General features: G+C 50.3%; 33 protein-coding genes and 1 pseudogene. 4 read left to right on the top strand and 30 right to left on the bottom strand.

The features are described from left to right. Positions 1-8 precede the first annotated feature (8 nt). The 24 genes from BHE81_RS21950 to BHE81_RS21815 form a co-directional block, all read right to left on the bottom strand. Entirely contained in the window at positions 9-431 is a 423-nt protein-coding gene (locus BHE81_RS21950; RefSeq protein ID WP_025368256.1) for a hypothetical protein, read from the bottom strand. Between the two features lie 41 nt (positions 432-472). Further along, entirely contained in the window at positions 473-1,183 is a 711-nt protein-coding gene (locus BHE81_RS21945; RefSeq protein WP_025368257.1) for a C40 family peptidase, read from the bottom strand. A 1-nt stretch (position 1,184) separates the two neighbouring features. Next, positions 1,185-1,940 carry a phage minor tail protein L gene (locus BHE81_RS21940; RefSeq protein ID WP_017899000.1) on the bottom strand — a complete coding sequence of 252 codons (756 nt, stop codon included), beginning with the start codon at positions 1,938-1,940 and terminating at the stop codon, positions 1,185-1,187. Next, complete coding sequence (locus BHE81_RS21935; RefSeq protein ID WP_017898999.1) at positions 1,937-2,275, bottom strand: phage tail protein; 339 nt, start codon at positions 2,273-2,275, stop codon at positions 1,937-1,939. Before BHE81_RS21935 ends, BHE81_RS21940 begins: the two co-directional genes overlap by 4 nt. Further along, positions 2,275-5,610 (bottom strand): phage tail tape measure protein, encoded by a 3,336-nt coding sequence (locus tag BHE81_RS21930; protein WP_040240643.1) that lies wholly within the window; start codon positions 5,608-5,610, stop codon positions 2,275-2,277. The genes BHE81_RS21935 and BHE81_RS21930 overlap by 1 nt, the downstream gene beginning before the upstream one ends. A 232-nt stretch (positions 5,611-5,842) precedes the next feature. Next, on the bottom strand, positions 5,843-6,208 hold the full coding sequence (locus BHE81_RS21920; RefSeq protein ID WP_014228914.1) for a phage tail protein: 366 nt from the start codon (positions 6,206-6,208) through the stop codon (positions 5,843-5,845). 57 nt (positions 6,209-6,265) lie between these two features. Then, positions 6,266-6,727, bottom strand: a complete 462-nt coding sequence (locus BHE81_RS21915; RefSeq protein ID WP_014228913.1) for a major tail shaft subunit — start codon at positions 6,725-6,727, stop codon at positions 6,266-6,268. Positions 6,728-6,758: 31 nt separating this feature from the next. Then, positions 6,759-7,151, bottom strand: coding sequence for an HK97-gp10 family putative phage morphogenesis protein (locus BHE81_RS21910; protein ID WP_014907811.1), 393 nt, complete (start codon positions 7,149-7,151; stop codon positions 6,759-6,761). A gap of 5 nt (positions 7,152-7,156) precedes the next feature. After that, positions 7,157-7,546 carry a hypothetical protein gene (locus BHE81_RS21905; protein ID WP_071081088.1) on the bottom strand — a complete coding sequence of 130 codons (390 nt, stop codon included), beginning with the start codon at positions 7,544-7,546 and terminating at the stop codon, positions 7,157-7,159. Beyond that, positions 7,527-7,865 (bottom strand): head-tail adaptor protein, encoded by a 339-nt coding sequence (locus tag BHE81_RS21900; protein WP_014228910.1) that lies wholly within the window; start codon positions 7,863-7,865, stop codon positions 7,527-7,529. The genes BHE81_RS21905 and BHE81_RS21900 overlap by 20 nt, the downstream gene beginning before the upstream one ends. Further along, complete coding sequence (locus tag BHE81_RS21895) at positions 7,862-8,179, bottom strand: head-tail connector protein (RefSeq protein ID WP_023316689.1); 318 nt, start codon at positions 8,177-8,179, stop codon at positions 7,862-7,864. The genes BHE81_RS21900 and BHE81_RS21895 overlap by 4 nt, the downstream gene beginning before the upstream one ends. Continuing rightward, the gene (locus tag BHE81_RS21890; RefSeq protein ID WP_014907814.1) at positions 8,160-8,420 is read right to left on the bottom strand and encodes a hypothetical protein; all 261 of its coding nucleotides are present in this window, start codon (positions 8,418-8,420) and stop codon (positions 8,160-8,162) included. The genes BHE81_RS21895 and BHE81_RS21890 overlap by 20 nt, the downstream gene beginning before the upstream one ends. Before the next feature lie 58 nt (positions 8,421-8,478). Continuing rightward, on the bottom strand, positions 8,479-9,765 hold the full coding sequence (locus tag BHE81_RS21885; protein WP_017898995.1) for a phage major capsid protein: 1,287 nt from the start codon (positions 9,763-9,765) through the stop codon (positions 8,479-8,481). Positions 9,766-9,842: 77 nt separating this feature from the next. Further along, on the bottom strand, positions 9,843-10,763 hold the full coding sequence (locus tag BHE81_RS21880) for a S49 family peptidase (RefSeq protein WP_017898994.1): 921 nt from the start codon (positions 10,761-10,763) through the stop codon (positions 9,843-9,845). Between the two features lie 36 nt (positions 10,764-10,799). Beyond that, positions 10,800-12,059: a phage portal protein gene (locus BHE81_RS21875; protein WP_025368259.1), complete on the bottom strand. Its 1,260-nt coding sequence runs from the start codon at positions 12,057-12,059 to the stop codon at positions 10,800-10,802. Beyond that, complete coding sequence (locus BHE81_RS21870; protein WP_017898992.1) at positions 12,059-12,238, bottom strand: hypothetical protein; 180 nt, start codon at positions 12,236-12,238, stop codon at positions 12,059-12,061. Before BHE81_RS21870 ends, BHE81_RS21875 begins: the two co-directional genes overlap by 1 nt. Then, positions 12,232-13,953 (bottom strand): terminase large subunit, encoded by a 1,722-nt coding sequence (locus BHE81_RS21865; RefSeq protein ID WP_012542167.1) that lies wholly within the window; start codon positions 13,951-13,953, stop codon positions 12,232-12,234. The genes BHE81_RS21870 and BHE81_RS21865 overlap by 7 nt, the downstream gene beginning before the upstream one ends. Continuing rightward, complete coding sequence (locus BHE81_RS21860; RefSeq protein WP_012542168.1) at positions 13,953-14,387, bottom strand: phage terminase small subunit P27 family; 435 nt, start codon at positions 14,385-14,387, stop codon at positions 13,953-13,955. Before BHE81_RS21860 ends, BHE81_RS21865 begins: the two co-directional genes overlap by 1 nt. A 249-nt stretch (positions 14,388-14,636) precedes the next feature. Next, complete coding sequence (locus BHE81_RS21855; RefSeq protein WP_017898991.1) at positions 14,637-15,068, bottom strand: hypothetical protein; 432 nt, start codon at positions 15,066-15,068, stop codon at positions 14,637-14,639. Continuing rightward, positions 15,065-15,382 (bottom strand): hypothetical protein, encoded by a 318-nt coding sequence (locus tag BHE81_RS21850; RefSeq protein WP_014228902.1) that lies wholly within the window; start codon positions 15,380-15,382, stop codon positions 15,065-15,067. Before BHE81_RS21850 ends, BHE81_RS21855 begins: the two co-directional genes overlap by 4 nt. Next, positions 15,334-15,696 carry an HNH endonuclease gene (locus BHE81_RS21845; RefSeq protein WP_017898990.1) on the bottom strand — a complete coding sequence of 121 codons (363 nt, stop codon included), beginning with the start codon at positions 15,694-15,696 and terminating at the stop codon, positions 15,334-15,336. Before BHE81_RS21845 ends, BHE81_RS21850 begins: the two co-directional genes overlap by 49 nt. A gap of 1,749 nt (positions 15,697-17,445) precedes the next feature. Beyond that, the gene (locus tag BHE81_RS21825) at positions 17,446-17,796 is read right to left on the bottom strand and encodes a hypothetical protein (protein WP_017898986.1); all 351 of its coding nucleotides are present in this window, start codon (positions 17,794-17,796) and stop codon (positions 17,446-17,448) included. Beyond that, positions 17,793-18,290, bottom strand: coding sequence for a lysozyme (locus BHE81_RS21820; RefSeq protein WP_023279523.1), 498 nt, complete (start codon positions 18,288-18,290; stop codon positions 17,793-17,795). Before BHE81_RS21820 ends, BHE81_RS21825 begins: the two co-directional genes overlap by 4 nt. Beyond that, on the bottom strand, positions 18,290-18,505 hold the full coding sequence (locus BHE81_RS21815) for a class II holin family protein (RefSeq protein ID WP_017880269.1): 216 nt from the start codon (positions 18,503-18,505) through the stop codon (positions 18,290-18,292). Before BHE81_RS21815 ends, BHE81_RS21820 begins: the two co-directional genes overlap by 1 nt. 976 nt (positions 18,506-19,481) lie before the next feature. On the opposite strand from BHE81_RS21815, the gene BHE81_RS21810 reads away from it, so the two are divergent. Then, complete coding sequence (locus BHE81_RS21810; protein ID WP_063666459.1) at positions 19,482-19,685, top strand: hypothetical protein; 204 nt, start codon at positions 19,482-19,484, stop codon at positions 19,683-19,685. A 243-nt stretch (positions 19,686-19,928) separates the two neighbouring features. Here BHE81_RS21810 and BHE81_RS21805 read toward each other — a convergent pair whose 3' ends face one another. The 5 genes from BHE81_RS21805 to BHE81_RS21780 form a co-directional block, all read right to left on the bottom strand. Next, positions 19,929-20,531 (bottom strand): hypothetical protein, encoded by a 603-nt coding sequence (locus BHE81_RS21805; RefSeq protein ID WP_025861432.1) that lies wholly within the window; start codon positions 20,529-20,531, stop codon positions 19,929-19,931. Between the two features lie 16 nt (positions 20,532-20,547). Next, positions 20,548-21,579 (bottom strand): DUF968 domain-containing protein, encoded by a 1,032-nt coding sequence (locus BHE81_RS21800; protein ID WP_080934641.1) that lies wholly within the window; start codon positions 21,577-21,579, stop codon positions 20,548-20,550. Between the two features lie 199 nt (positions 21,580-21,778). Further along, complete coding sequence (locus BHE81_RS21790; RefSeq protein ID WP_049114843.1) at positions 21,779-22,171, bottom strand: DNA-binding protein; 393 nt, start codon at positions 22,169-22,171, stop codon at positions 21,779-21,781. A 40-nt stretch (positions 22,172-22,211) separates the two neighbouring features. Beyond that, positions 22,212-22,451 (bottom strand): hypothetical protein, encoded by a 240-nt coding sequence (locus tag BHE81_RS21785; RefSeq protein WP_050597314.1) that lies wholly within the window; start codon positions 22,449-22,451, stop codon positions 22,212-22,214. Positions 22,452-22,513: 62 nt separating this feature from the next. Beyond that, positions 22,514-22,747: a DinI family protein gene (locus tag BHE81_RS21780; protein ID WP_023279529.1), complete on the bottom strand. Its 234-nt coding sequence runs from the start codon at positions 22,745-22,747 to the stop codon at positions 22,514-22,516. 337 nt (positions 22,748-23,084) lie between these two features. Here BHE81_RS21780 and BHE81_RS21775 point away from each other — a divergent pair. The 3 genes and pseudogenes from BHE81_RS21775 to BHE81_RS21765 all read left to right on the top strand — a co-directional run. After that, positions 23,085-23,642: pseudogene (locus BHE81_RS21775) on the top strand (tyrosine-type recombinase/integrase); the annotation flags it as partial. Positions 23,643-23,714: 72 nt separating this feature from the next. Continuing rightward, on the top strand, positions 23,715-25,049 hold the full coding sequence (locus BHE81_RS21770) for an HAD hydrolase-like protein (RefSeq protein ID WP_065422577.1): 1,335 nt from the start codon (positions 23,715-23,717) through the stop codon (positions 25,047-25,049). A 96-nt stretch (positions 25,050-25,145) separates the two neighbouring features. Beyond that, positions 25,146-26,153 (top strand): DNA-processing protein DprA, encoded by a 1,008-nt coding sequence (locus BHE81_RS21765; protein ID WP_074188101.1) that lies wholly within the window; start codon positions 25,146-25,148, stop codon positions 26,151-26,153. A gap of 290 nt (positions 26,154-26,443) precedes the next feature. Here the strand turns inward: BHE81_RS21765 and BHE81_RS21760 are convergent, their stop codons facing one another. Further along, the gene (locus BHE81_RS21760; protein WP_223602318.1) at positions 26,444-26,605 is read right to left on the bottom strand and encodes a phage polarity suppression protein; all 162 of its coding nucleotides are present in this window, start codon (positions 26,603-26,605) and stop codon (positions 26,444-26,446) included. Between the last annotated feature and the right edge of the window lie 39 nt (positions 26,606-26,644).

The raw sequence follows: 26,644 nt of genomic DNA, 5'->3' as shown, positions 1-26,644 counted from the left end.
GAAACGAGTTAATTAATAGTGGTTGGCCTTATATCCAAATCGCCATTAGCATCCGTAAAAACTCTTGCTGCTTTTTTCTCTCCAGCTTTAATATTGAAAAATCGTTCTTGTCTCTCTCGGTTTAAACTGCAAAGTCCTTTACCTTCAAGATTAGCACCGACAGCCCACTCTCCTTCTGATAAATAAAATGTCGCTTTTTCTTTCGGATCCAGTTTCGCTACTCGTTCACCATTCAAATAAACTGTTGCATAGCATCCTGCTCCCACGAATCCTGAATCACGAACGATTGTCAGGCTACCGTTATTACCTTCGTTTTCTTGATATTTAAAAACATGCTCTTTTGAGGCGGAAATAGCTTGGCTGGGAGGTACAACTGTTGTCGAACAGCCTGTTACTGTGACAATTGCCAATGCTAGAGCTATTTTTTTCATTTCAGTATCCCTTGGATTTATAGTTAAAATTCCACAAGAGATTAACACAGAGAATGGTATCGGACGATTTTCATCGTCCTGTCTAACCAGTATCCACCATACGGCACGCGCTTGCTGAGATGGCCATACAGGTGATGCAGCAGCATATTCCCTTCCAGCAGAATCCCGGCGTGGTTCCACTTATCCGCCTGCACCTGCATGATCACCATATCACCCGGTTGCGGTGGACCATCAAACTCACGGAACCCGCATTCATACCAGCAGTCCTGATAAAAATTGTCCGGATACTCCTTTTCCCACCACGGATAATCGACGCGGTAATCGTGCAGCTCGATGCCGTGGGTTTGCCGAAAATAGCTCATCACCAGGCCCCAGCAATCGTAGTGGCCCAGCACGAATGGTCGCTCGAGGAGCGGCAACTCACCACGCGGATGGATGGTACGGAGATCGCCTTCTGGCCAGCTGATAATATGCCAGGGGAGAAAGGTCGCGTCGCATTGCGCTTTATCCAGTTCGCTCGGCTGGGTGGTGGCATCAGGATGGCTGTGAACAATACCGGTGATCGTTCCCCATTCCTCAACCTCCGCATAATCCTCCGGCGCCAGCACAAAATTATCTTTCGACTCTGTGGCCAGGTTCCGGCAGGGGAAATAACGCTCCGCTCGGCCCCTCTGGGCGACGAGGCCGCAGGCCTCGCGCGGATATTCTGCGGCCGCATGTTCCTGGATGGCCTTAATCGTTTTCTGACGCATATCAGCTCCTGATTAATGAGGTGCCGGGGAACCCGCCAAACGGCAGTTCACTATTCTCACCATGACGTAATTTACAGGCCGTGAGCGTTCCGTTGCAGACATCCTGCGACGGGTCATCAACTGGCTGATTGTTCCTGTCAAAATACCGGGTGCCGGCATAGTCGCACCCGTTACCACTGCGGTACTGATTGCGGATACACCAGGTGCAAATCGCATGCAGCTGGCGAGTGGGGATCATCATCCCCTGCAGGGCAAACGGGCTGGAGAGAGTAAATTCCACCTTCTCATCGTCTTCATAATGCTTTACGTCAATGAAGAAAAGGCGCCGTTTCTCCTGAGTCGGATCAGCTGAGGCATTCCCGTCCGGAAAGTTCTTCGCATCGAGATACTGTTTTTGCGTGTCGTGGATGACAACCCGCGCCAGAGCCAGATCGTCGTAATGAAGACAGAGCGCGGATATCTTCCCGTCGATGTTCCCTACCCGCAGCGTTGGCTGCGCGTCACTGCCCGTGGTGGAGGACTCGATCCCTTCGATTTCACATGGCCAGGCTTTATACTCCCGCCCCTGCCACCAGATGCTTTTCGCCGGCAGCTTATGCAGGTCGCCGCCAGCGGCGAGGATTTCGGCTGCAGTATGGGGAACGTTATAGCCGTGGAAATACAAAACCTCATCCAGGCCAAACGCCTGTCCATCGATCTCCAGGAGACGAACCTCATCGCCTGGCTCTAACTTCTGATAATTCGCGTTAAGGCTCATGGTTTAAATGCCTGAATAAAAGTGGCTGAAAGTGAGTAATTTCCGCCGCCCAGCGGCACCGGTTTGTATTGTTCGCAGCGGTAAAGCCCCACCTCTTCCAGAGGCGGGGTCCACTGAAACGCGCGGGTGCCGGCATGACGGTCGAAGAACTGCTTAATCGGACGGATATAGTCCTCCGTACCGACAAAACTCAGCTCCCAGTCCTGTGATCGGGTGTTAATACCATCGCCGGATACCTGCGCATACCCGTCACCGAACTGCGCCTTCCGGACACGAAAGTTAACGGTCTGCTGGGGATTAACCCGCGGACTCCAGGTGAATATCTCAATAGCCATCAACGTTGCCCTTTAACTGCATTCCAGACCATCCCGCCAGGGCGCATATCCTGCGCCATCAGCTCCCTGTATTTTTTCTCCACAAACGAGCCGATCTGCTGGCCAAACTGCTCAAAACCAGACGGCGCCTGCGTTGAGGTGTTTCCGCCTTCAATCGTGATATAGACTTTTGGCCCTTCCGACGCGCCGGCGTTCTGAACACCACCGACAGCGCGTACACCCAGCGAACCATCGCCGGCACGCGTCAGCGGCATGATGGCCTCCGGCCCGGCCTCGCCAAATACGCCGGCCCCTTTTGCGAAAGCGAAGAACTGCGGAGAGTCGTAGACCTGGTTGCTGTATGCGCTCAGCGACGGTGAGTCGTAAACGCCGCCTTTGGCGTTGAACTGGAAGTTACTGGCGGCATTCTGGATCGCCGTCCCCGAGCCTGCGCCCGCAGCGCCCGTGACAACGCTGGTCCCGACGCCCACCACGCCCATAATGGTTTGCATGACGGAACTGGTGACCAGCGCCTGAGCGGCCATATCAACGAGGTTTTTTATGATCGACTGCGTGAGCGAGGAAAACAGGTCAGCCATGTTCTCCTTAAAGCTTCTCGTCCGCGTCAGCATGCTCGTCAGGAAGTTGCTTGAGCGCTCATGGGCCGTTTCAAATAACCCGACGGCCAGGCTCTGGAATTCTCCCTGTGATCGGTATAACTCCAGTGACGTCTGATACTGCGCATCGGCGGATTCTTTCGTCGCCTTCTGCATAAGCATTTCGTACTGTTCTTTGCTGATCGCGCTGCCCTGGTAGTACGCCTGCAGCAATGCCTGCCGCTGCGCAAGCTGATTGCGCAGCGAGACCAGTGGATCAACTTCGCCGGCGATATCCAGTGCCGGCGCAGCGATTTCATCGGCATGCGCCTGCAGCAGCTCTTTCGCAGTATCTCTGGCCAGCGTTATTCGTGCGGCCTGGTACTCTTTTTCATCAAGAAGGCGGGCTTTGAAAAGCTCAGCCAGGTCCCGGCTGGCTTCCTGCTCTTTTCGCAGGGTTTCCTGGGCGGGGGAATACTGCGCGGCCAGATCCAGTCGCTGTTTCTGGTAGTTCTCTGCATTCATTAACAGCGCGCGCTGCAGGTCAGCATCACTGGCGCCATTTTTCTTCGCCGCTTCCTGCAGCTCCCTGTTGCTGTCCTTTTCCTGCAGGTTAATTCTGGCCAGGCTGGATGCATGGGCTTCTTCAATTTGCTGCCGCAGCGTTTTGAACTGGTCGACCTGGGACTTACTGCCTTTCCCCGTGCCGGTACCGCCATCGCCGCCCCAGGGATTTCCATCTCCGGTCTCTTTGGGGGGCGTGCTTAACGCTCCTTTCAGATCGTCCGTAAGGGAGGTTATTTTTCCCGATAAACCCAGCTGAGCCAGTGTTTTTGCATCACTGACACGCTTAATGTTTTCCTCGGTTTTGCGGAGTCCCTCGTTAACGCTATCGAGATCCGCCCGCGCCCGCGTCTGGTCTTTTGTCACCCCTTCCAGCTGGCCGAAGGGGTCAAACCCTTTCAGGCTGTCGATACGACTGTCGGCATCCTGAATCTCTTTTATCAGCTGGTTACGCTGCACGACCTGGTTTTCGTACTTATCCTCCAGGTCGAACTGCTTCACATTTAACTGGTTAAGCGAGAGGCGCATCAGCGCTTCACTGGTTTCCACTACGGCATCTTTTAAATCAATGGCCGATTGCCGGGCTTCTTTTGCTTGTTGATGGAAATACAGTAATGCAGAGCCAGCCAGCGTCGCCGCGCCAACCGGACCACCAACAAAAGCCAGGGCGCCTCTTGCCAGGCCCACCGCAACGGAGGCCGCACGGGCTGATATCGACAATTGCCGGTTTGCCGCTGCCAGTTTCAGTTTCGCCTGGCTGGCCAGATTGGTTTGCTCAGTTTCCTGTCGGATGAGGCGGGTAAACTCATCCTGGTAACTGATATTCATCCCGTACTGTTTAGCCGTCCGCTCCATCTGCCGGTAGTGGCCAAACTCAGCGTCGTTCTGTTTCAGGATGGCCGCTGTCGAATCCAGCGTTTTGCGGGCAATATCCGCATCAGCCTGCGCCCGCGCTTTTACCGCCGCCTGGCTTTCCCGCCAGGCCGCGATATTCTCCCGCAGCCCTGCAGTCAGTTTCGTGGATAACACGGGGATCAGGCTGTAAAGCGCCACGCTGGAGACGGTGTTGAAATTGTCTGCCAGGCTGTTCAGTGCCTCCGTGGCAACCTGAATCCCGCTGCGGAGTGGCCCGTTACTGCTCTGGCCGATCTTAATGACCATCCCTTCAAACGCACTGCTCAGCCCCAGCAAATCGCCGTTCAGGTTGTTAACCCTGATGGATGCCTGCTCATGCGCCGTTTTGGTACCGGTCAGGGAAGCGGTCAGTTCATCAAGCTTTGAACGGTTCTGGACCAGGATAGACGCCGCATTCAGGTTCTCCACGCCAAACAGTTTTACGGCCTGGGCCGTGGAGAGATTTTTCCCGGAAAGATTGGTCAGCGCCTGGCTGAGACCAACCACGGACGGCTTGAGGCTCTTGTCCGTGCCCTTTTCCAGATTCAGGATGACGTTACGCAGCGCCGTGCCGGCTTCACCGCCTTTAATTTCACGCTCTGCCAGCACCTGAATCGCGGCATTCAGCTGCTCAAAACCAACGCCGGCCTGTGCGGCTGCGACGCCACCATTTTTAATGGCGGCCGCTGTATCCACAATCTCCGACGACCCGTACTTCGCGCCGGCGGCCAGCACGTTGATATAACGATCCGCCTCCTGCGCGCTCGCCCCGTACTGGTTTAAGGAGAGCGCCAGCGTTCTGGTCGCATCGGGCAGCGTTGTGCCGGCGGCCTGCGCCAGGATAAGCGCGCTGTTCGTAGCCTTCTGCAGTCCATCGGACGTTTTTAAAAGCTCCGGTTTAGCCGACGCCATCAGCTTTAACGCCTCGGCGGCCTGGCTGGCGCTGTACTCTGTCGTGCGCCCCATTTCCTGCGCAGCCAGATCCAGCGCTTTCATTTCAGCAGCAGTCGCACCGGTGATGGCCTGCAGGTCTGATAATGCCTGTCCATATTGTCTGGACGTGGTGACGATCGTGCCGATGGAAAGGCCGGCTCCTGCCAGCCCCGCCAGCCGGCTGGCCATCCCGGATATCGACAGACCGACCTTTTTATAGGCGTCCTCCGTCTTTTTCGCGTCCGCCTGGGCATTACGGTTGAACCGTCGTGACTGGTTCTCCGCATCGCCATACGCTCCCAGCAGCTGGGATTTAAAACTGGCTGCGTTCAGGTGCAGCCCGACCGCTAAAGATGCGACGTCTGCCATTACATTAATGCCCTCATGACTGCCGCGCATTCATCATCGACCCGGGATGGCGCAGGTATGGTTTCGGTAGGTGGCGCGTTTTCATCGCCAGGACGGCGGAAAGTGCCTTGTTTCAGGAAGTAGGCTCGCCAGTGGTACAGAGTGTTGGCCGGCAATGCGGCAATTTTGGATGGGTCAGGCTCGCCCCAGCGGTCGGCCAGCCAGAAGATCAGCTCCAGCCAGGGCGAGTCACTCAGTTTTTTTCCGCTTCCTCCAGCTTGCCGATTGCGTGTTGCTTCACTTTTTCCACAGCGGCCAGCAGTTCGGGGTTTTCATGGGCCTTCAGCAGCTCGGCTGCCGTGGGTTTAAATTCATCCGGAATGGCCGTTCCATCCGGCTGAACCAGTGCATCGATGACGATCTGAATGACTTGCTCCGATGCCTCGCGCGCTGCGCCAGCTTTTGCGGTTTCAGCCATTTTCTCTTCGTAGCTGATGAGGTAATCCCCGGTCAGGCGGCGGATGAATACGGTGGCGCCAAATAACTCGGTTTTAATGACGGTTGGCTCCGATTTAAGCAACGCGGATTTCAGCGTGGACAGGTAATCTTTATCTTTCACAGGTAGTCCTTAAAAATAAAAAGCCACCCGAAGGTGGCTGTTTACAGGTTAAGTTAATCAGGCGCCGCCGGAGACAGCGACGGTTCCCCAGGTGATCTTGTTCTGTTTACCCTGAACAGTGATCTGGATGACCTCATTCGCCGGAGCGGCGATTTCATTCATCTGCCACCCGGACAGCGCCAGGAGCATCGTCGCTGTTCGCTTGTTGGGTAATTCGACGTATAACTGGATGGTCTTGCGGGCCTCTGCTGCGTTCAGCAGCGCGGCAAAATCGGTATTGCCCGGATCATCAATGAAGCCCAGCGACTTTTCAGGCCCGTCAGGCAGATCGCTGATGGACTGTTTCTGCTTATCCAGTAACGTGGTGCAGTCGACAAAGCCCCCCGTCTGCCCCATTGCACCCAGCGCTTTACAGTTAATCAGCGGTTTCAGCGCTGACGTGGCAGCGCCAGGCTCCCCGTATTTCACAATGGTGCCCGCCGGCAACATCGCATATTCAGGCGAAGTTTTATCAGCCATGTTTCTCTCTCTTTTTATACGGCAGCGGATGCTACCTGTTTTCAATGCCGTTTCGGATTTCCACGGTTAACACGCGCAAAACGGTCTGGAGGTTGTAATCCAGGGCGGGTCGGATAAAGGGGTCTGCAACCTGTTTAACCGTGCCAAACTCCTGCGCCAGCGCCTTCATATGGTGCTGCTTGCTGGGGCCAACACGGAGCGTTACAACCGCGTTCCCTTTACCCTTGCGGGTGGAAGAGCGGATTTTGATTGAGTCCCGCATGTGCGGCCCGGCAGACGTTTCGTCAAAGCCGGCATGCTGCTTCATATCTTCCTCGACGACCTTTAGCGCTTCGCGCCCGGCATCCCGCAATACCTTCGTCGCCACTTTTTCGCCCAGGGCCATTAACTGCCGCTCCAGCTCATCCAGCCCTTTAACTTCCATTCGGATCACGAGGAGTCCTCCACGTAGTGAATGATGAAATCGCGGGTCAGGCGATACTGAATGCGACGATTCGTCAGCTGGTTTTTATCCTGATGGATACCGCCTCGCTCCACATACTGAACCGGGATACCCTCCAGCTGGCCATGAACGACGGACTTCAGTTCCGTCCAGATTTTTTTATCCAGCTGCAGCAGTGAGGTGTAATCATCGAGACGGTACAGATTCACCTGGATACGGGCAGATACGATCCCCGTTCGCAACATTCCCGAGACCATTTCCGGGTCAGAGATACGCTGAAAGGTCGCACCTTCCTGGACTGTGTCCGGCAGTAAAAGCGGATACGCATTCATGCCGGTGATGCGCTCCAGCGCACCCCTAATCGCCAGCTCTATCATGCCGCCCGTCAGCCTCCCCCGTGATAATGATCCGGTCTGTTTTGCGGTCGATATTCCGGACGGTATAAACCAGATTTTTCGTCGTGATTTTCCAGTCAATATCAACCAGCACACCCGGATAGACCGTGAACAGGCAGGTTTCCACCACCTGCTGCTGATCCAGCGTGCGGACTTTTCGCCCCGATACCAGCTCCCGTTTTGCCCACGCTTTTCCCGATTCAACCTGCTTTTCCGGTAGCGGTTCGCCCAGCGGCCCACGACCGGACTGAACGTAGCTAATTGCAATGCGACAGTTCATATCACCCGGTTTCAGGCTCATAGCGTATGCTCCTGCAGGGGGAAAAGAAGATGCCTCACCGCATCGGTTTCCAGCCACTGTCCGGTATGGCCATTCAGATACGCATCGCTGACCAGAAACTGAATAGCCAGCCGGATATCTTCATCCGCGATGAATCCGCGGACGGTCTCCGGGAGCGCCTGCAGCTCTTCATCACTGGTGACCAGCTTGCAGTAGTAATCACGCTCGATGCTCCGCTGCGCGGCGTTCACCATTTGCGTGAGCATGGCATCATGCTCCGTGAAGTCCAGTTCCAGGCGTAGCTGGGTTTTCACATCATCCAATGTCAGTATCAAAATCGCTGTCTCCCGGCTTCGGTTTCAGCGCACGTTCGGCATCCTCCGGCCATACCGCGATACGCCGCTTAACCAGTTCTTCGGCGCGCGATCCTTCAAAGCACGCGATATCTCCACGGGAATAACGGTGGTGCGGCCCAAGGAACACAACGGATTTACGCTCTGCCTGTGCGACCACGGTCGCATGGTTGTCCTGTGTGCCTGTTTCTTCCGGCTCCACTGCTTTATTTTTCGCAGCCATAACATTCTCCTGAAAGGGAAAAGCCCGCATATGCGGGCCGTATTTACTGAGGGATGGGTTAGAACAGGACGCCGGTACCCAGCACCAGGCCTTCCGGATGACGGAAGCCAATATCATGCTCAGTAACAACGCGGATTAGCGACTGGTTACGGGAAAACGCAGATACCAGGGTGCCATCGGCATCGATGTAAGAGGCTTCCTTCGAGAAGTCGACTTTCATATTGCCGTCTTCAGCGATAACCACATCATTGAAGTCAGCAAAGTAAATCTCAGTCTCCTTACCCCCGGTCCCCAGATTCGCAGGGATCGCGCTGGTACGCTGAACCGGATATCCTTTAAGTAATCCCTGAGCCATTTCCGGATAGACTTTGTTGCCGTTGCCGTCACGCAGCCCAAACAACTTCATATAGGTACGGTTCGACATGCCCCAGCCGCTGCTGATCATATTGCTGTTGCCGTCCATCGCCATCAAAATGATCTTGTCCAGGTACTCGTCAACTGTGTTCAGGTTGATCGCTGCATCAGCTTCCCACGGCAGCAGGCGGTTCCACTGCGTCGCGCGCGCCTTCATACCAATCGGTGTATCGCCGGTACCGTCATCGCGCATAAAGGCTTTATCCTCACGCACTGAGATGGCGGTCAGAATATCCTGCAGGACCAGCTGCTCGACGTTGAATCCGGCGCGGCCAATCAGTGCATTGGAAATAGGCACCATCGCAATCAGAGTTTTCGCCGTAAGTTTTACATCATCAAAGCGTGTTTCTGATGTCTTGGCGTCTTTGTTTTCTCCTGTGTAGCTTGCCGTTGCTCCACCGGCCACGCGTGGTAGCGTCATATTACCGTTAGGCAGCGGAACGGGACGGGCACCCAGCTTGCGGACGATGGTTCGGTCGCTCAGTAGCTCGATCACCTCACTGTGGAGGTTCTGCGGAATAAGCACACCACCGGACGCCGCTGCGGTGGAAATGGCCATCGATACGGACTGGTCATTCAGCTCTTCTGAAGCGAATTTTGCCGCGTCCTGCAGATTCCCTGCGCCTGCGGCGACAGACATAACCAGTCGGGTCATGCCAGCACCGGTGTACTGTTTAGGCTCCTGCTTAACAATAATGCCGGGGGCCTGCTGAGTCGCTTTCACGGGTTTTGCGACCAGCGCCGCAGCACGTTCGGCGGCTTCCAGGCGTTCAATTTTGGCGCTGATATCAGTGAACTGCTGCTGCAGGTTCGCAAACTCCGTCAGCTGCTCCGCAGTCAGCGTGCTGCCGCTGGCGTCAATGGTTGCCAGGGCCTGAACCTGTTCGTTGATACCCGCACGCTGACGACGCAATTCTTCAATCTGTGGCATTTGATTTCTCTCTTTTTAGACATAAAAAAAGCAGCCTGCTGGCTGCTTAAGGTGACGCGGTTTGTGTTTGCGCCGGGTTACATTTTGGTTTGCAGGTCCATCGCGGCTGCCTGCATCTGAATGGAGGTTTTTTGACGGGGTTGCTGATACTTTGCCGCGATAGCATTGATCGCCGCGTGGGGGTCAGAGACTTCATCCGCCAGGCCGGCAGACACCGCGCCAGGGCCAAAATACAGCCCCGCCTGCGTATCAATGACGGCCTGCTGCTTCAGGCCGCGATATTCGGCCACCGACCCCGTAAACGTCTCGTACATTTCGTCGATCATGCCCTGGAACATACCCAGCGACTCTTCACTCAGTGGTTCATGTTGGGTGCCGTTATTTTTGTTATCTCCCCGGTAAATGGTGGTGAACGTCAGCCCCATTTTTTCTTCCATCTTCGACGTATCTAGGTGCTCCATGATCACACCAATCGACCCCACGCCACTGGTCTGGCTGACGATGATTTTGCTGCAGGCCGATGCGATGAAATACGCGGCGGAATACGCGCTGTAGTTCACAATCGCCGTGATGGGTTTCGTGTCGCGAGACTGATAAATGTAATCGGCCAGCTCCTTGCACCCCACCGCTGCGCCGCCGCCGGAGTTAATATCCAGAACGATTTCGCTGATTGAGGGGTCGTTTAACGCCGCCTGCAACTGCCCGCGGATCCGCTCGTAGCTGGTCAGCTCGGAGCACATCGCCGTAATCTGCCCCCGGCGTGGAACAAGAATGCCGTGAACGGGGATCACCGCCACCCCGCCGGTGGGCTGGACCTGCTCAGCAGCAGGTGATTTACCCGGATTCAGCGCCATCTGAATGACGGCATCTTCGGTGATCCCCTGAATACGGGGGATGAGCACCGCTTTCACGGAGTCCATTGTTTGCCGCGTCACGTAATGCGGCACACCAAAGACCATATCTGCCAGGTGCGGCAGGTTAATTAATTTCGTTGTCATGTTGTCTTCCAGGTCATCCCGCGCGGCGGGAAATAATCAGGCTCTGGCCAGAAGGGTTTCGATTTCGGCCAGCTGTTTTGCTGTCGGCGACTTATCGCCAGGAAGGATCTGCGCGCTGTCGACCATATTGAGCGGCGTCAGGTATTTGTCCCCGCCGGCAATTGGCGGCAGATTCTCCATACGCCGGATATCGTTAGTGGATAGCCATCCCCACTGGCGGCCCAGCGCATACGATTCATAGCGTGACTTCTGGTCGCCTCGCAGCAGCCCGGAAACGTTGAACTCGATGTACAAATCGCGGCGTTCGCTGGGCAGAAGCAGATCGCGCTGCAATGCACCCTCATGGCGTTTCAGCCAGGCCAGCAGCGTATACATCACGAACTGTAGGCCCTGGTGCTCGATGTTGTTGTTGGTCGCTTTCGCCAGCATCTGCACCATATGTGGCGGGATTTTATAGAGCCGGCAGACCTCTTCCACGCCCCACTGCCGCGACTGTAGCAGCTGCGCCTTTTCGTTATCCTGCGACAGTTGTTTGTAGCTCATGCCCTCCTGCAGCAGTGCCACAGAGAACATATTGTGAATACCGGAATGGCGCTCGGTCCATTTCGCCAGCAGGCGATCAATAGCATCCTGGCTTTTAATGGTCGCAGCCTCTTTCGGTCGCTCTATCACCCCGCTCATCGTTGTCCCGCGCCGAAATGTCGCTGCCGCATGCTCCTCAACGGCCAGATTCAGCCCCAAGACATCGGCGTTCGTCTGAATGGGGGAACTGCCGATATAGCCATCCAGAGAAAAGACCTTCACATGGTGCATCATGCGCATCGGCAAAATTTCACCGACTTCCGGGAGTTCGTAATACGGCATACCGTCCGGCCCTTTCAGCACAATGACCTTTTTCGGGTTAATGGGGATCAGCTCTTTCGGGTAGCCTTTTCCGTCCCGTTCGATGATCGAGTAGCAATTTCCCTCCAGCCCCAGCAACCCCTGCTGCTGCTCGAAATACTCGAATGAGGTGTCTTTTCTGTTGGGCTGGGAATGAATCAGGTCATAAACCGGGTGGTCCGTCGCACGCTGGCGCCCGCCATTTTTATCCCGCCGGTAAAGTTCGCACGGCAGCTGCGCGACGGACTCAGCCAGGAGGGTGACACAGGCCCGGACCGCTGAAAGTCCCAGAGCGGTTTCCGGCGTGATTATGATGCCAGTTTTGCTCTGGCTTGAACGAACCCCGCCCAGCATAGCTTCCCAGAAGCTATTACCCGAGTATTGTCGGCCCCTGAACATCTGGGGTAGGAACATTATTTACCTCCGCCATTGCTGACGCCGGAGGAAAAGGCCCGGGTTGTCATATATGACCAGCCCAGACAAATAATCCCTCCTGTTATCAATCCCACTGATGGAGAAATAAGCCAGGCACCTGCGGATAACAATCCAGCACCAGTGAGGCCGACAATAAAACTCAGAACTGAAATTAGCATGCTATATCTTCCTCATCGTATACGGATGTCATCACTGAACTGTTAAGCATGGCGCGCCCCAGCCCCATCATTAAACCAACCGCACCATCTATCTTATTCTGCCGCCCTTCTTTCCCGGGACGCACAATATCGTCACTTCCGGGAAGGTACTGGCCGACGATATTGGAAATACACCAGTTCATGACGGGGTGTCCGTCATGATGAAATCTCCCCGAGATGAGCGCAGCCTCAATCTCTCTCATAGGATCACTCATGTGGGTAAAATTTTGTCTTATCTCGACAGGCTCAAGCCCCTCTTCCTCAAGCATGTGACGTAATGAAGTCGCGCCATAAGGATCAATGGGGCATTGGGCAATTTTTACGGTATTCCGCAGCTTCAGGATCGTTTCAAATATCAGCCTGTAATCAACTTCACCACCATCGGTCGGGATCAACTTACCCTGCCGGACAAAGGACTGATAACGTTCTGCGGTACTTTTCAGCGCGGTCTCCTGCGAGTAAATGGTTTCTTCGGGTGCCCAGAACAGAGGAGAAACACAGTAAAAATGTGTTATTCCGTCTATTTCACGACGAAAAACTGGAACCACGGCATTGAGGTCAACTTTCGAGGCCAGATCGATACCCAGCCAGCATTCTTCCCCTTCAAAATCTGACAACTTAAGGTTTTTATCGGCTGCATCCATCCATTTTCTCAGGTCGTAATAAGCTGATTTTGCGCTTACCCAGCGATTGAAATGCTTGGTCAGAATCTTGTTTGTCTGCCCGGGCGTCGACATACCCAATAATTGTTTAGCCCGGAGAAAATCTGCTTTTACCGAAATGCCATAGTTGGGGTTTGCCTTGATTAATGCCTCAGGAGTCGTCCAGTCATCATCGTCATCAAGGCCATAAATCAGCCCAAATATGGTTTCATTTTCCTCGCCATTACGGGTTCTCCGCAGGATCTCGACAACCTGAGTACGCTTTTCATAGCAAGGGGATGTAATGTCATAGCCGGCGGTGGTGATGATCAGTGTCATCGGTTGTTCACGAGCCCCCATACCGGTGGTCATGGTAGTGTAAAGCGCATCAGTAGTATGTTCGTGATATTCATCAATGATGGCGCATGATGGCGAATCACCATCCCCCGGGTCACCGATCACAGGCGCAAAAACCGAACCGTCAGGGCGCGTCATTTTTTTTGCCCAGGGTTTTATCGAGAATTTTTGCCGCAATGCCGGCAGCTTTTTCACCATTTGCAGCGCCGGAGAAAATACCTTCCATGCCTGTTTTTCAGTCGTGGCGCCGCAATAGACTTCTGCACCATGCTCGCCATCTGCACAAAACATATAATTTCCTACAGCAGCGGCAATAGCGGATTTCCCGTTCTTCCTGGGCACTTCGATATAGATTTCAGAGAAACGACGCAGGCCTGTCTTCTTGTGTACCCATCCAAACGGTACGCCAAGAGCGAACTTCTGCCAGGCTTCAAATTCAATCCGGAGTTTACGCCGGGCCCATTCCCCTGAGGTATGAGGCATTTTCTGGGCAAAACGAAGAAATCGTTCTGCTTTGTTTTTATCGAAGCGGTAGGGCCAGTGGGGATCCTTTGCTCGTTCGAGGTCGTCCAGATGTCGCTGACAGGCAAGTACCGTTAACTGACACGCCAGAATCTTCCCGCCAACGATATCCCGCGCATACTGGTTCGCTGCATTGACGTTCGGATAGGTTGCCATCAGTCAAACTCATCGAATTCATTCCCGTCATCGTCCGGATCCTTTTGTCCGCTGGTCATGCGAAGACGACTGAGCGGATCTAACCCCAACAGAGAGCCCAGGCGGGCAAGCTGGGAAACCGAGTCATTCCGGACATTAACTGCAGGGTGTTTTTTCAGCCCCCCCATTTCACTTTCTGAGGTCAGTCCGCTGGCCAGCATTTTTTCGGCTTCGAGCATCAGATGAAAAGCATTGCAGTAAGCCAGCAACAAAGGTGCGTCCTCCAACTCAAACACCCCTCGGTCGATGAGTATTTTGCTTTGCGTCTTCCACATTCTTATTGCCGCCTCCCCCATTAACTCAGCGGGAGGCGCAATACGTGTTAATTTGCTTTTTTGCCCGGTGGGTAAAGTGGGTTTTCGGCCACCACCGGACGATCGAATTCCTCCGGCCATAAACGTTCCTTTGATAGATGAAACCTTCCGGAAAAAAGTTTCTTATTTCTGGCGTGTAAAAATAGACTTCAACGGGCAGTCCCGAAGCGCGAAAGGGGTCAGGGATTTGCTCCCCCCTACCCCCTGGCTGCTGCTGTCTCAGTCGAGGTGGAGGTCGTCATTCCGGCTGCGCCGGCAGCGAATATGGTTCGCACTGCGTGGGCCGGCATATATCAGACGTTCAATGAACACCAGTTGTTATACCGGCGGTCAGGATCCTGTCGCTGTAGCAGATCCTCCATCGGCCTGCAGTACGCTTTCTGGAAGCCGTTCATCTAATGGCTGGTTCTCGAAAACCTTCATCCCAAACTGACCAATCCAGGTGCTAACTGAGTTGATGTTCCCTGCGATGAAGTCGGTCACCTCGGCGATCAATCCTTTAACGACGACATCCGTGCTCTGACGCCAGTAATTCTCAATCGCGACCAGCAACGGATCGGAACCATTACTGACAGATTGTTCACCTACGCTATACGTTTTTTTCTTCGCGCTATCGGTTATACATCGCAGCTGGCTGGTCTGGACGGCTCCAACCTCTGCTGCAATTACCTGCATCGTCAACGTAGCCACTTTGTTCCCGTCTGCATCAGCGCTGGATGCATAGAACATGGAGAGCGTCAGATCCGTGCGTTTATACATCATTGCTTACCTCCCCTACGATGGCGGGAACGACGACCGCCGGGAAACGGAGATTGTTGATCCTGTACCAGCTCACCCACTAAAGGTTCCTGGGCCGACTCAGCAGCCGGTGCCGGTGCAATATCATGCGCAATCGTCAGTTTCAGCAGTGGGCGGCCGCCCTGGACATGCTCAAAATGGATGCCATGCACGGCTTCATTCATTCGTGACTGACCATCAGTCTCCAGAACGGTCAAAACGCCATCAACGTATTCAATTTTGAAACTCTTCATCGGGTTCTCTCTGTTGCTGTTTTCTTGCTGTGGCAGGTCCAGCACAATGACTCCAGATTAAAGTCATCATCGGTACCACCATGAGCTTTAGGAATGATGTGGTCGACACTTGAAGCTTTCGTGGCAATACCGTCTCGCCTGCAGTTCTGACAAAGGTATTTATCCCTCTTCATGATACGGGCCCGTTTAATTTCCCACGGACGACCATAACCACGTTCATGCCGAGTTTTTCCGGGCTGATAGTTACGCCAGCCATCACCGGCGTGTTGCTGCCGATGGATCTCACAGAACCCACTGACATCATTCGTTACTGCCGTGCATCCTTTGTGCCGGCAAGGTCGTTTAGCGCGTGGAGGCATAACTTTTTCCGAAGTTAGTGATAACGCAGTCGTTAACACCGTTTTGTGTTACAGGGATGATGCCAGGGTGAACTTGGGTGAACTTGATGCCATATTCACCCCAATAAAAAGCCCCGCATAAGCGGGGCTGTAGATTCAGAAATATGGTTTTGGCTACTGGTAGGTATATGCGAAATGCCCTTCGATCTGAGATCTGACATCAACAGTTTCGTCTAACTTTAAGGAATCATAGCCCTTAATATGGAAATGAGGCTCATATGCATAAATCGTAATAAATGCATATGACCCTTCATCTCCCGTGAAAATCTCATATTTGACGCGAGAAAGACCGGCACCAACTAACATGTATGTATCCAGAAGCTTCTGGGTATTCATCATCCATTCCTTTTCCTTTAAAAATCCTTATCAGCATACATGAATTCGATGGATGACGACTGCAATGAATTCTTGCAGGCTTCAAAAAAACCTCAATATCAGTAAGTTAATACCCATACAGCCCCCCAAATATGCCAAAAAATAAAGCAGAAAGCAGCCAGGCAAGTGCAGTCTTCTTCATTAGCACTCCGTAAAATGCTATAGACATTGCTAGACACATCGTTATAAAAACTGGCCACATAGTCAATAAAAAAAGCAAATAACCAAAAAACCCACTATTAATAGTTATATTCACCGCTAACTTAACCCTGACGTTCTAAATATGAGCTGTATCGCATGACACCATGCAATCTGTTCTTTCTGGCGAACTATAGCATTATCAAAGCCACTTAGTGAATGCTTGATGCCTTAGCCGCTGAGCTCCGTTAACTGATTTACACCCGCTACGCTTGTTATATCCGGAGTGTTGTCTAAACTATCTAATGACTTTGCTCTGCCACGACAAAGTCCGTCGTTCTACCTGTGAGCTTAGGGATGAGCCACTTCCTGTAGTATCTGGCCTTCCATTTTTTCTCAAAACCAGTAGAAAAACATCCCGCAATCTGACTATACTCCTACATTGGCTGCCCCTGCAGCACCCCGTCAATCTGTCGGATTTACTCCACGGGGTTTTTTATAACCTGAAACTGCTGGACAAAAGACTCCAAGAACTAAGCCCACCAGCAGCACATTTCCAGGATATCCATAAACAGGATACCTAAGAGTTGTTATGTCCTTCGAACATATAAGGCGCGTATGATGATTAGTTATATTCAAACCTGAGCTCATCAAGCCTTAATGGTTTTCTTATAAAAGTATTTTTGCATTAGATAATGAGTATCTGCCCCTCGCACAATGCGCAAAGCATAGGGGAGGATTCATCGTAATCACCATTTCCATCGGTGTAATTATTAACCACCCAAAGAGTGTAATCAATCGTGTCATCTCTGACAAGATTGATATTCCCAGCATTCTGTTCACCTCGTAAAATATACTTACCTTGCTTATCTTTTATACCATGAGAGAGAGTCCCACTCCTTTATTAAAATAATAGATAAAATCTTAAGTCCACCATCTGATACAAGTACTTCCAATGACAGTTTGTCACCTGAAGCTGGATCAGACATTCTTGCATAACATTTTCTAATCACAACCAACCTACTCATTTTTGGGTAGGGCATAAGCAAGGCAGGGACTGAATTCAACAAGAAAATAACCTATCGGGCTATCGCTTTATAATAAGCCTGCCAGCGGTACTTATCCAATCTCAGTTGCCGCAAGCACTGAGTGCTTTCAATATCAGCCTGCAGATCTTCGTCGCTGTCCTTCGCGGCGTCACTTGCTTTGCACGGCGGGCTCATCAAATCCGGGGATGGAGTTGGCAGCATCGATGGCGCGCTGACGCAGCTGCACAGCATCATCATCAAACCTGCATACAATACGATTCGGAGACTGAACATATTTCACCACGTCACGGGTTATTGTTTTGTAGATGACCTTACCCGCTTCGTTAGCAGTAGCGGCCTTTTCCTCTACAGGCTTAATGGTACTCTCGGCCTTCTCTCTCTTCTTTGAAGCTTGAGCATTGATGTGATCAGCGTGAGAACTCCAGCCTGAGCGCCACGAAATCACGTTAGAGGCCAGCAGGATTGTTATAGCGATGATAACGGCGGTTAAGCGACTCATCTTTGCTCCCATAAACAAACTTCACGCTCAACTTCCCTCCGGGTAATAAGTCCTTTCCACTGCTTACCTTTGGCATAGGTCCAGCGGAGCAGTTGATCGCACGCTCCTTTAGGGTCACCCTGGTTGATTTTGCGAAGCAGTGTGGAGGTCTGGAAGTTACCAGTTCCGACGTTATAGGCGAACGAGTACAAAGCCCCACGCATAGTTTCTGGGATCGGTTTTTTGATGTAAGGGTTGATCTGCCTGGCGACGGTATTCAGGTCTTTATTTAGTAGCGCCCGACACTCTGCCTCGGTATAGGTTTTGCCGAGCATGATGTCTTTACCTGTGTGGCCGTAGCAAACCGTCCAGACACCTACCACATCCTGATAAGGGTCGTATCGCACTCCCTCAAGCCCATCATTACCCGTCGGGCCAGTAATGAGTGCAGAGGCAATCGCAAAGGCTCCACCGCCGACTGCAGCAAGAACGCTTTTACGTAGTGTCGGAGACATTATTCACCTCGCACAGCTTTTCGCCGGTCTTCTTTAATTTTGAAATACAGATTCGTCAGGTATGTCAGCAAGCCAAATACCAGACTTCCCAGAACACCAATAGCGGCCCACTGGGATGGGGATACTTTGTCGAGCAATTGCAACATCCAGAACCCCGCGTTACCTGCGGACGTTCCGTAGGCAATACCTGTTGTTAGCTTGTCCATTCGATACATACTCCACCTCCGGATTAACGGGGTGCTTTGTGCGTGTAGGGGGTCAGGCCCATCGGGCTGATTTAACAACGAGCCGTATCGATGATGATTCCCGTGAGCCTGAAATGAAAAAGGCCACGCAAATGCGCAGCCTTTGAATAGATCCGCTGGAAAAGAACAGCCTACGCGTTAACGTGGGCTTGAGGTGAAGTTGTGGTGCCGGGTGCCTCCCGGTAAGCCTTTGGTCAGCCACCATGACTCGCGCATTCGGTTTAGCAATAAAACAATACTGTTTACGCCCCTCCGCTCAGGGGGATTCACCACCCATAAAACTTAACATCTCAATAACGTCTCTTCAATGCCAAACGTCGCTATGACCTAATTTTTCGGCGTAAAGCATCCTTCTGTTCCGCTTCTTATTGCTTTGAGCCTCACTCCGTTGAAGGGGAAAGGAGTTCCTGCAAATGAATCCATCGCCTTCCTTGTTTTGATGATTTATTTGGGCAGATTACGAGCAAAAAAAACCCGCCAGAGAAGCGGGAAGAAAATTGGCAACCAAGGCTGTAACGAAAGGAAGGTGCACCTAATAGTCCGAGCTACCGATTTACCAGGAAGCATTCACTTTTGCCTTTACGTTCTATAAACATAGCAGGGCAACCGCAAAAGTAAACCCACTATGAAATATTCAATATGCTTAGTGACAGTGTGGTGCCGGGTGCCTCCCGGTGAGCATGCCCCAGTCGGCATGGCCCGCGCTGCATTTACAGGTTTCTGTAACTGACTGGTCGCCCCTCCGCATAGGGGGATTCACCACATCAATAATTTAGGATGCAAACAATCAAAGTGTCAATATCTGACCATACCGCCAGCGCCTCTGCCATAATATAAGCCAGCAACAGCCCACTTAAATTGTATGCATTCTGATACTTGAAGCTATTGCAAAGCCCTGACTCAATGCAGTCACCCACTGATATCAGGTAAATACGAGGTAAGTAAAATGCTGTCTACTGATAACCAAAGAATTTCAGAGATTTTTGAACGTTTGGCAGAAATAGCAGCTAAAACTGCTGAATTAACAAGCAACCCCAATCTATCCCCTGCTCAAAAGCAGGCAGCATGTGACAGTTACTTTATCGAACATGATCAGTTAACAACCGAAGCCCTGGAGATCTTCAAAAAAATCACTAAAAATCCTCGGTGAATGCTGAAGCATGTGAGATTGCGTATGCAATACGACGATATGACAGGGGTATTGATGCAGCGCATCTCGCGAATACCCCTGTCGTATCGCCGGAAAGCAAAAACCCCGCACGGGCGGGGTCTTCGTTATATTCAGATTGTCGCTTTTTGTCGCTGCCGAGTGGCGCAGCTCTGCCAAGCATGAAGGGATTATCTAACTTTCTGGCCCGTTTTCAATACCAAACAGGAAACATAGCACTTTTTGCTAATCCGCATGAATCGCCTTATGAACGGAAAGGAAAGCTTTTGCTCTGAATATTTCAAGGCACCAGCGCACTCTTTTCCGGGCCTCACTGTCTGTTAACCATGGCGCCACCAGCTGTATTTCCCGTGTTATGTCTGAGATTTTTTTGCGGGTGGTGTAATAGTTAACGCCAACGAGATAAACCGGATCACCCGTTTCAAATATCGCCAGTACACATCGTTCAACAAATTCAACATCATCCTCAGTGATCGCAGCGTCAATGGCGACCGTTGCAGGCTTCGGCCACAAAATGGCATGCGCCCTGCTTAATGCCTGTCGCCCGCGATACCCTTCACTTCTTGCCTGCTCGATTGCTGCCGTAAAGCGTTCTAATGCTTTATCTGACCAGTGATCACCCTTCATTCCTCGCCAGCATGAATGTCCTGATGGTTTACGCGGGGCAGCACCTCCTCTCATCCCTTCCCCCCAAACAGTAAGCAGAGATTTTATCCAGGCGGACTGAATGCCATTAAGGGGAGTGAATCGGCCCAGCCAGCTTTTGCGCGGGGCGGCGGCCACTGTTTCTAATCCTGCACGGTGTAGACGGCGTTGACGTGGTGTCATTCTGTTCTTCTCCTTACTACGCCAGAACGCCGAGCGCGTATGCCCGGTCCAGCAATTTAATAATCAATACCGGCTGGGTGCCGTATTCACGCTCAAAAGCGGCAGGGTCATGGTGCAAAGCACGGTGGTGCTTGCGGCATAATGGGATCGTAAAAATATCGTGGGCCTTGGTGCCTACGCCGCCCTGCCCCCAGCCAATAAGATGATGTGCATCATCTGCAGGCTGCCCACAGCACATACACGGCTGTTTTTTAACCCATGAGATAAAGTCAGCTGATAACCATCGGCTCCGCTTAGGTCTCGCGAATAGTGTCGCCGGTGCAACAGGATCGACGTTCACTGGAACCAGAGGTTTGCCCGGCGTTGTTTTTGCCGTTGGCCTGATTGCTTTTTCGATACGGGGAGAAAGAATGCTGGTGGCCGGTACCGACGGAACGATCTCACTCTCCCTGTAAACCGATTTAATGCCATCGTCTTTAATACGCAGGGATCGGCGCGCCATTTCTTCTGTAATTTCATCGCCAATCCCGGCGCCTACCGCCCACCAGCATAGCTCCGCCAGTGACAGTGATCGCTGGGCGTCCAGCCCAAGCGCGATGCGGGCAGTGTCGATTACCCAGTCAGCGTTGTTAACACCTACCAGTTGATCGAGGGTTTGTCCCGTTTGGTTTTTCAGCTCATTATCACAGTGCCAGCATGCGATTATTACACCCGTCGAATGGCGAAACGGGACGAGCTCATGGTGATGGTAATCGGAATGTGTCCACTGACAGTTTTTAACCTGCCTACGCAACCATGACTCGAGGGCACTAACCCCACCAGCTGCAGTGATAACTGCCTTCTTCATGAAAAAAGGTCTGATCCACATATCATCCCGCAACGGCTGCCGGGCATCAGGAAGACGTCCACTGGGTATCTTTTTCATGCTTGCCGGCGGTATTTCCACAAGAACCCGGCCGGCACCGAATAACGGCATTAATTCACTACCCGGCTTAAGCAGCACAATTCCAAGATGGCGTGCAATATCCACGTTAAGCAAAGCTCGCATCAGTCCCTCCACATCTTCTGTATGTAGGTCCTGTCAATCCGTGGCGGCTTCTTCGATTCCGGCAACAGCACGCGGATCTCCCACGATGCAAAGTCTCTGGACAAGCTTTTCTCAACCACACAGTTATTTTTACGGTATCGCTCCACCAGCTCTGTAGCTTCAGCCTCTGAAAGTTGCTCGTGTAAAAACCAACTTTTATTCATGGCTGATCACCGAACAGTCGTAAAAACTCAATCGCTCTTTCACGCGCGCCGGGTTCTTCAGCGATCATTTCCTGCAGCAGCTGCACGGCGAGCACAGGCTCCTTTCGCCCGACGATAGAAATTCCTCTGGAGACACGGCGAGAGAGTTTTATAAAATTTTTTCTCTCTAACGCACGCAGATGCAACAGGACAGCATTAGACGAGCTAACGCCGAGCATATCGGCCAGCTCAGATAGCGTAGGTGGGTAGCCATGCTGATTGATATAGGCCACTAGCAGATCGAAAACTTCCTGCTGTCGAAAAGTTAGTTTTGAAGACGAAAGCAAACCGGCGCTCGATGAAGGAGCACCAGTCTGATGGGATTTTGATACTTCGGGGGTTTGCGTCATGGTTTCTCTCCGCGACGCAGCAGGTATAGGTTGTTCAGGCCTATGACGGGATTGTAACAGAACCAGGGGGAACCTGGTAACCAACTCCAGACTTAGCCTTTTCAATCATCTGTGAAAAAAGAGAGAGAGTCCCCACGATCTCATCCGGCTGCAAAGGCATAAACGAAACAGTGTCGCCGCGCCGGTACATCAGAGCGCGCTCACACACAGGAAAGGATGTCAGACGAGCAACGATCACCCCATCGTCGCATCTGATAATTGCATAGCCGGTGTTCGGCATTTCTTGTTTTTTACTCACAGCAAAATCCTCAAAATAAACCAGGTAAGCCACTGGACCTCAACTTAACAGAACCAGTCATCAGCGCTTTCCCAGGTGTCCTGCAGGATTTCCTCAATACGCTTTTTATCTCCGTCCATTCCACCAAGCACGGTCAACCCATCAGAGCTGGCCCGACGAATCACAAGACTGCAGTTATTAAAGTTTTGATCCAATCGCCGCAGTAGCTCCTTCTCAAGAGCAGGCACAGCGCCATCCGGCAATTTTTTTTGGCGATCAATTGTGATTTCCACTTTCATAACTAGCTCCTCATGCAAATACTGTATAAATAAACAGTATACTCGTTAGGTGAAATGTTCAAGCGTTTAATGCCACTTTTCTCTAACCCATGCTCATGTTTAGATTGATCTTTTCTCTACAAAGGACGAAATCCGCTATCACAGGGATACAGTCATTTTTGTGGTGATCAACACCTTTGATAAGAAACGTTGCTACCTCTGGCGTTCCAGATTCCGCTCTTGGCACGGAGCGGACCGACTGAAGCTCCCTAAGGTCTGCTACGAGCGAGGAGCGGAAGTTCTGATCAGAAAAGGACTGGAGCTCTCTGGACTTGCCATGGCAATTCTGACCTGCTCCCCGTTTCTGAAAGCTGATGAGATACCCGATTTTCTGCGTGCCTTAGACAGTTACACTGGGAGTCGGCTTGTTCAGAGTGCTACAAAATTACTGATGATTACGGGTGTAAGAACCATTGAACTACGTGCGGCATTGTGGTCAGAGTTTGATCTGGATAACGCTATTTGGGAAATTTCTGCTGAAAAGATGAAAATGCGCAGATCACATCTTGTGCCCCTATCACATCAGGCGTTAGATTTACTTAGTAAACTCAAGATAATGACAGGGAACTATCGTTATGTTTTTCCAGGGCGGAATGATCCGAACAAGCCTATGAGTGAAGCGAGTATCAATCAGGTTATCAAGAGGGTCGGCTATTGTGGGAGTCTCACTGGACATGGGGTTAGGCACACAATGTCGACTATCCTCCATGAGCAAGGTTTCAACAGTACATGGATTGAAATCCAATTGGCTCATGTGGATGAAAATACTATCCGTGGTACCTATAATCATGCATTATATTTGTCAATGCGGAAAAATATGCTGGCATGGCATTCCGATTTTAAATTTAACCATTAGGACTGCGCGTGTTTTATATAACGCGCAGCCTATTAATTTATTCACAGCAAATCTATCTGTTAAGAGAAGATAATGAATAATTCAATTGAGGCAGTATTATTTGATCTTGATAACACTCTGGTCAATACAAATTCTTTAAAGGAATACAGAGAGGGGCCAAAGGAAAAGAGGCTTACTCAGGATGAATTGAATACAACAAAATTATACCCTAAAACAAAAACAGTTTTAGAATCCTTTAAAGACTCGAATGTTTTGATGGCAGTCGTAACAAATTCCCCTAAGCAGTATGCGTTAGATATACTTAATCATCATGATATTCATTGTTATTTTAAAACCATCGTTACTTATAATGATGTTGGTCCTGGGGGAGTTAAGCCATCACCGCAAGGTATAAACATAGCCTTGAGTAACTTAAATTTAACAAATAAAAATAACATTCTATTTATTGGTGATGATGCAAAAGACATTAATGCATCTTATGCAGCAGGAGTAAAGCCTATTACACCTGCCTGGGCTTCCAAGGCTTTTATAGGACAAATGCCAGCTGCAATGATTAGTACTAGGTGCCTCAGTGAGGAAGTTGATAATTTCAACCATATTGATTTAATTGCTGATAGATGTGCTAACTTTAATTCATTTGATATTGATAAAAAATGGCTTTTTTTCATCCCCATGGATAAAGATGGAAATATTGGGGCTGTAAAGAAAAACGAAATAAACTTCCTTTGCTTAGGGCGGTATTTTAGTCAAAAAAATACACTCACAGCAAAAATCCATGAAAATCATACCCTTTCTAAAGAGATTTATAGAAAGGAGCTTGAGCCGAAATACGTCGCTCCTGAGTATTGGGTTGATCTCCTTTCATATTTTGTAGATAAAACCCCTGCGTATTTTTTTGAAGATGATTCATTTTTTGATATTGTTACAGTCATACCAGCGAAGAAAGGTAAAAATAGACGATTGGAAAATCTCCTGAATCGAATGAGTCGAAATTCAAAAAATAATCACACTCAATATATTTCGGACTTGTTTTATTTTTCGGAAGATGCTAAAAGTTTAAAAACAATGGGTCGTGATGAAAGGGCGACTGAAATACAAAATAATCTGCACTTTAATCCAAAGTATGAAAATAAAATTCAGGCATCAAAGATATTAATAATTGATGATGTGATAACTACTGGAGCAACTTTAAAGGGAGCTCAATCTCTACTGGATACAATGAATCCAGAGAGGGTGCTATCAATAGCATTGGCTAAAACTGTTAGCATTAGCGAAGATATGCATGTTTGTGGTGATTGTGGAAAGTTAATGCGTGTTATGCGTAATAAAAAAACTGGACAGCACTTTTTAGGTTGTACCGGTTTCTTTGATACTCCACAGTGTAAAAATACTATGAGCATAGATTAAAGGTTAAAGCGCGTGTTGGTTCTACCACAGGCGCTTTATTTATTAATTGGAATGACCTATAATGTTTGTAAGATTTATTGTTTTTAAGGGTGCTGAATGAAAACTGTATCTCCTGATACACAAAAGCTTTTAGCGATTAAATATTTAAAAGGTATTGGTGAAAAAACAATATCATCTCTTCATGCGATTAAAGAATTTTCAGGTCTTTCCATTGAAGATATATTAAGCTTGTCTTTAAATAAGAAAGGTAGTTATAGCGATTCAGATATTCATCAAGCGATGGAATTGGCTCAGAAACAGAGTGACATTGCTCGTGATAAAGGTCATTTCATAATATCATTTTTTGATGATGATTATCCTTCAAATCTAAAAAATGCAAGTTATGCTGCACCAATATTATTTTGCAGTGGTGATGTAAGTTGCCTTAAAAATAATAACCTGACAGTAATCGGAACAAGGGAGCCTACTGAACATGGTGTAGTAATTGCCAAGAGGGTTACTGAATGGTTTGTCAAAAAAGGCTGGGCTATAGTTAGTGGGTTAGCTTTAGGTATCGATAGTATAGCACACACCACTTGTTTAGATAATGGTGGGAGAACGATCGCAGTATTAGCTCATGGTCTTGAGAAAATTTATCCTGCAAAAAATAAAGAACTTGCAAGAAAAATTGTAAATAATGGTGGTTTGTTAATATCTGAATACCCTTACAACTCATTCGTCGGGAAATCTAATTTCGTTGAGCGGGATGCTATTCAGGCAGCTGTATCATCAGGAGTCGTTTTGATCCAAAGTGGGGTTTCTGGGGGAAGTTTACATGCATCCAGAGCTTCGCTTTTATTGAATCGACCGTTGATTGTTGCGGGGCAGTCAAAAACAGATATAAAAAATTGTGCGCAAAAAGCTAGTGGTAACATAGCATTATTAAAATCAGACTATGATGACATAAAGAAAATATTACGATTGAACAGATATGACAAAAATATGTTATTACCTCTGTATGATAGTAACCATTATGAAATTATTAATGCCAAGTTACTTGAGTTGTTAGGGAGTTCAGATAATAACAATGAGTTAATTAATGGCACCATAGGTTTGGATTTTTAAATTAAACAAATTTTTTAATTGAGAGAATTTGGTAACATGGCCATTCATTTTTATTATCTCTTATCGTAGTTGGCGCGCAATGCTCTCCCCGCTACGCCTACCCGCTTCAGGGAGCCCTTTTAATGCAGGTGCATAAAGGGCTTCAGCCCGCGCCAGTGCTAGTGCGGCGGGGGGAAAGTTCACAATTTTGCATGCAAAGCCATGTAGCGTAAGCATGCATGGCTATTTTTCTTAAAAAGACGGGTATTTTCGGGGCTTTATATGCGGTTTTTTTTGCGGGTCTGCGCGGCCTATCGGCACATGAAAATCTGACTCTGTTCAGGTGTATATTTTGCCCGGTTCTTTTCTCTGGATGCTCTGTCAGGCCGGAACCCGATGGTAGTCAGGATATCCCGGTCATCCTCTGCATAATGAAAATTTCTTCCGCTGCCCAGATGAACTGATAGCTTCACCGCGACCTCCGGCGGCCGCCCGGTAGAGAGAGCTAACAA

This window comes from Klebsiella sp. AqSCr (assembly GCF_008452795.1).
Lineage (GTDB): Bacteria > Pseudomonadota > Gammaproteobacteria > Enterobacterales > Enterobacteriaceae > Klebsiella > Klebsiella pneumoniae.
Note: the sequence above shows the minus strand (reverse complement) of the source record. Positions and strands in the feature narration are given on the sequence as shown.

Excerpts from the sequence above, each read along its gene's own strand:
- BHE81_RS21950 (WP_025368256.1), bottom strand. The coding sequence starts at position 431 with ATGAAAAAAATAGCTCTAGCATTGGCAATTGTCACAGTAACAGGCTGT.
- BHE81_RS21945 (WP_025368257.1), bottom strand. The coding sequence starts at position 1,183 with ATGCGTCAGAAAACGATTAAGGCCATCCAGGAACATGCGGCCGCAGAA.
- BHE81_RS21940 (WP_017899000.1), bottom strand. The coding sequence starts at position 1,940 with ATGAGCCTTAACGCGAATTATCAGAAGTTAGAGCCAGGCGATGAGGTT.
- BHE81_RS21935 (WP_017898999.1), bottom strand. The coding sequence starts at position 2,275 with ATGGCTATTGAGATATTCACCTGGAGTCCGCGGGTTAATCCCCAGCAG.
- BHE81_RS21930 (WP_040240643.1), bottom strand. The coding sequence starts at position 5,610 with ATGGCAGACGTCGCATCTTTAGCGGTCGGGCTGCACCTGAACGCAGCC.
- BHE81_RS21915 (WP_014228913.1), bottom strand. The coding sequence starts at position 6,727 with ATGGCTGATAAAACTTCGCCTGAATATGCGATGTTGCCGGCGGGCACC.
- BHE81_RS21910 (WP_014907811.1), bottom strand. The coding sequence starts at position 7,151 with ATGGAAGTTAAAGGGCTGGATGAGCTGGAGCGGCAGTTAATGGCCCTG.
- BHE81_RS21905 (WP_071081088.1), bottom strand. The coding sequence starts at position 7,546 with ATGATAGAGCTGGCGATTAGGGGTGCGCTGGAGCGCATCACCGGCATG.
- BHE81_RS21900 (WP_014228910.1), bottom strand. The coding sequence starts at position 7,865 with ATGAGCCTGAAACCGGGTGATATGAACTGTCGCATTGCAATTAGCTAC.
- BHE81_RS21890 (WP_014907814.1), bottom strand. The coding sequence starts at position 8,420 with ATGGCTGCGAAAAATAAAGCAGTGGAGCCGGAAGAAACAGGCACACAG.
- BHE81_RS21885 (WP_017898995.1), bottom strand. The coding sequence starts at position 9,765 with ATGCCACAGATTGAAGAATTGCGTCGTCAGCGTGCGGGTATCAACGAA.
- BHE81_RS21880 (WP_017898994.1), bottom strand. The coding sequence starts at position 10,763 with ATGACAACGAAATTAATTAACCTGCCGCACCTGGCAGATATGGTCTTT.
- BHE81_RS21875 (WP_025368259.1), bottom strand. The coding sequence starts at position 12,059 with ATGTTCCTACCCCAGATGTTCAGGGGCCGACAATACTCGGGTAATAGC.
- BHE81_RS21870 (WP_017898992.1), bottom strand. The coding sequence starts at position 12,238 with ATGCTAATTTCAGTTCTGAGTTTTATTGTCGGCCTCACTGGTGCTGGA.
- BHE81_RS21865 (WP_012542167.1), bottom strand. The coding sequence starts at position 13,953 with ATGGCAACCTATCCGAACGTCAATGCAGCGAACCAGTATGCGCGGGAT.
- BHE81_RS21860 (WP_012542168.1), bottom strand. The coding sequence starts at position 14,387 with ATGGCCGGAGGAATTCGATCGTCCGGTGGTGGCCGAAAACCCACTTTA.
- BHE81_RS21855 (WP_017898991.1), bottom strand. The coding sequence starts at position 15,068 with ATGATGTATAAACGCACGGATCTGACGCTCTCCATGTTCTATGCATCC.
- BHE81_RS21845 (WP_017898990.1), bottom strand. The coding sequence starts at position 15,696 with ATGCCTCCACGCGCTAAACGACCTTGCCGGCACAAAGGATGCACGGCA.
- BHE81_RS21825 (WP_017898986.1), bottom strand. The coding sequence starts at position 17,796 with ATGAGTCGCTTAACCGCCGTTATCATCGCTATAACAATCCTGCTGGCC.
- BHE81_RS21820 (WP_023279523.1), bottom strand. The coding sequence starts at position 18,290 with ATGTCTCCGACACTACGTAAAAGCGTTCTTGCTGCAGTCGGCGGTGGA.
- BHE81_RS21815 (WP_017880269.1), bottom strand. The coding sequence starts at position 18,505 with ATGTATCGAATGGACAAGCTAACAACAGGTATTGCCTACGGAACGTCC.
- BHE81_RS21810 (WP_063666459.1), top strand. The coding sequence starts at position 19,482 with ATGCTGTCTACTGATAACCAAAGAATTTCAGAGATTTTTGAACGTTTG.
- BHE81_RS21805 (WP_025861432.1), bottom strand. The coding sequence starts at position 20,531 with ATGACACCACGTCAACGCCGTCTACACCGTGCAGGATTAGAAACAGTG.
- BHE81_RS21800 (WP_080934641.1), bottom strand. The coding sequence starts at position 21,579 with ATGCGAGCTTTGCTTAACGTGGATATTGCACGCCATCTTGGAATTGTG.
- BHE81_RS21790 (WP_049114843.1), bottom strand. The coding sequence starts at position 22,171 with ATGACGCAAACCCCCGAAGTATCAAAATCCCATCAGACTGGTGCTCCT.
- BHE81_RS21785 (WP_050597314.1), bottom strand. The coding sequence starts at position 22,451 with ATGCCGAACACCGGCTATGCAATTATCAGATGCGACGATGGGGTGATC.
- BHE81_RS21780 (WP_023279529.1), bottom strand. The coding sequence starts at position 22,747 with ATGAAAGTGGAAATCACAATTGATCGCCAAAAAAAATTGCCGGATGGC.
- BHE81_RS21770 (WP_065422577.1), top strand. The coding sequence starts at position 23,715 with ATGAATAATTCAATTGAGGCAGTATTATTTGATCTTGATAACACTCTG.
- BHE81_RS21765 (WP_074188101.1), top strand. The coding sequence starts at position 25,146 with ATGAAAACTGTATCTCCTGATACACAAAAGCTTTTAGCGATTAAATAT.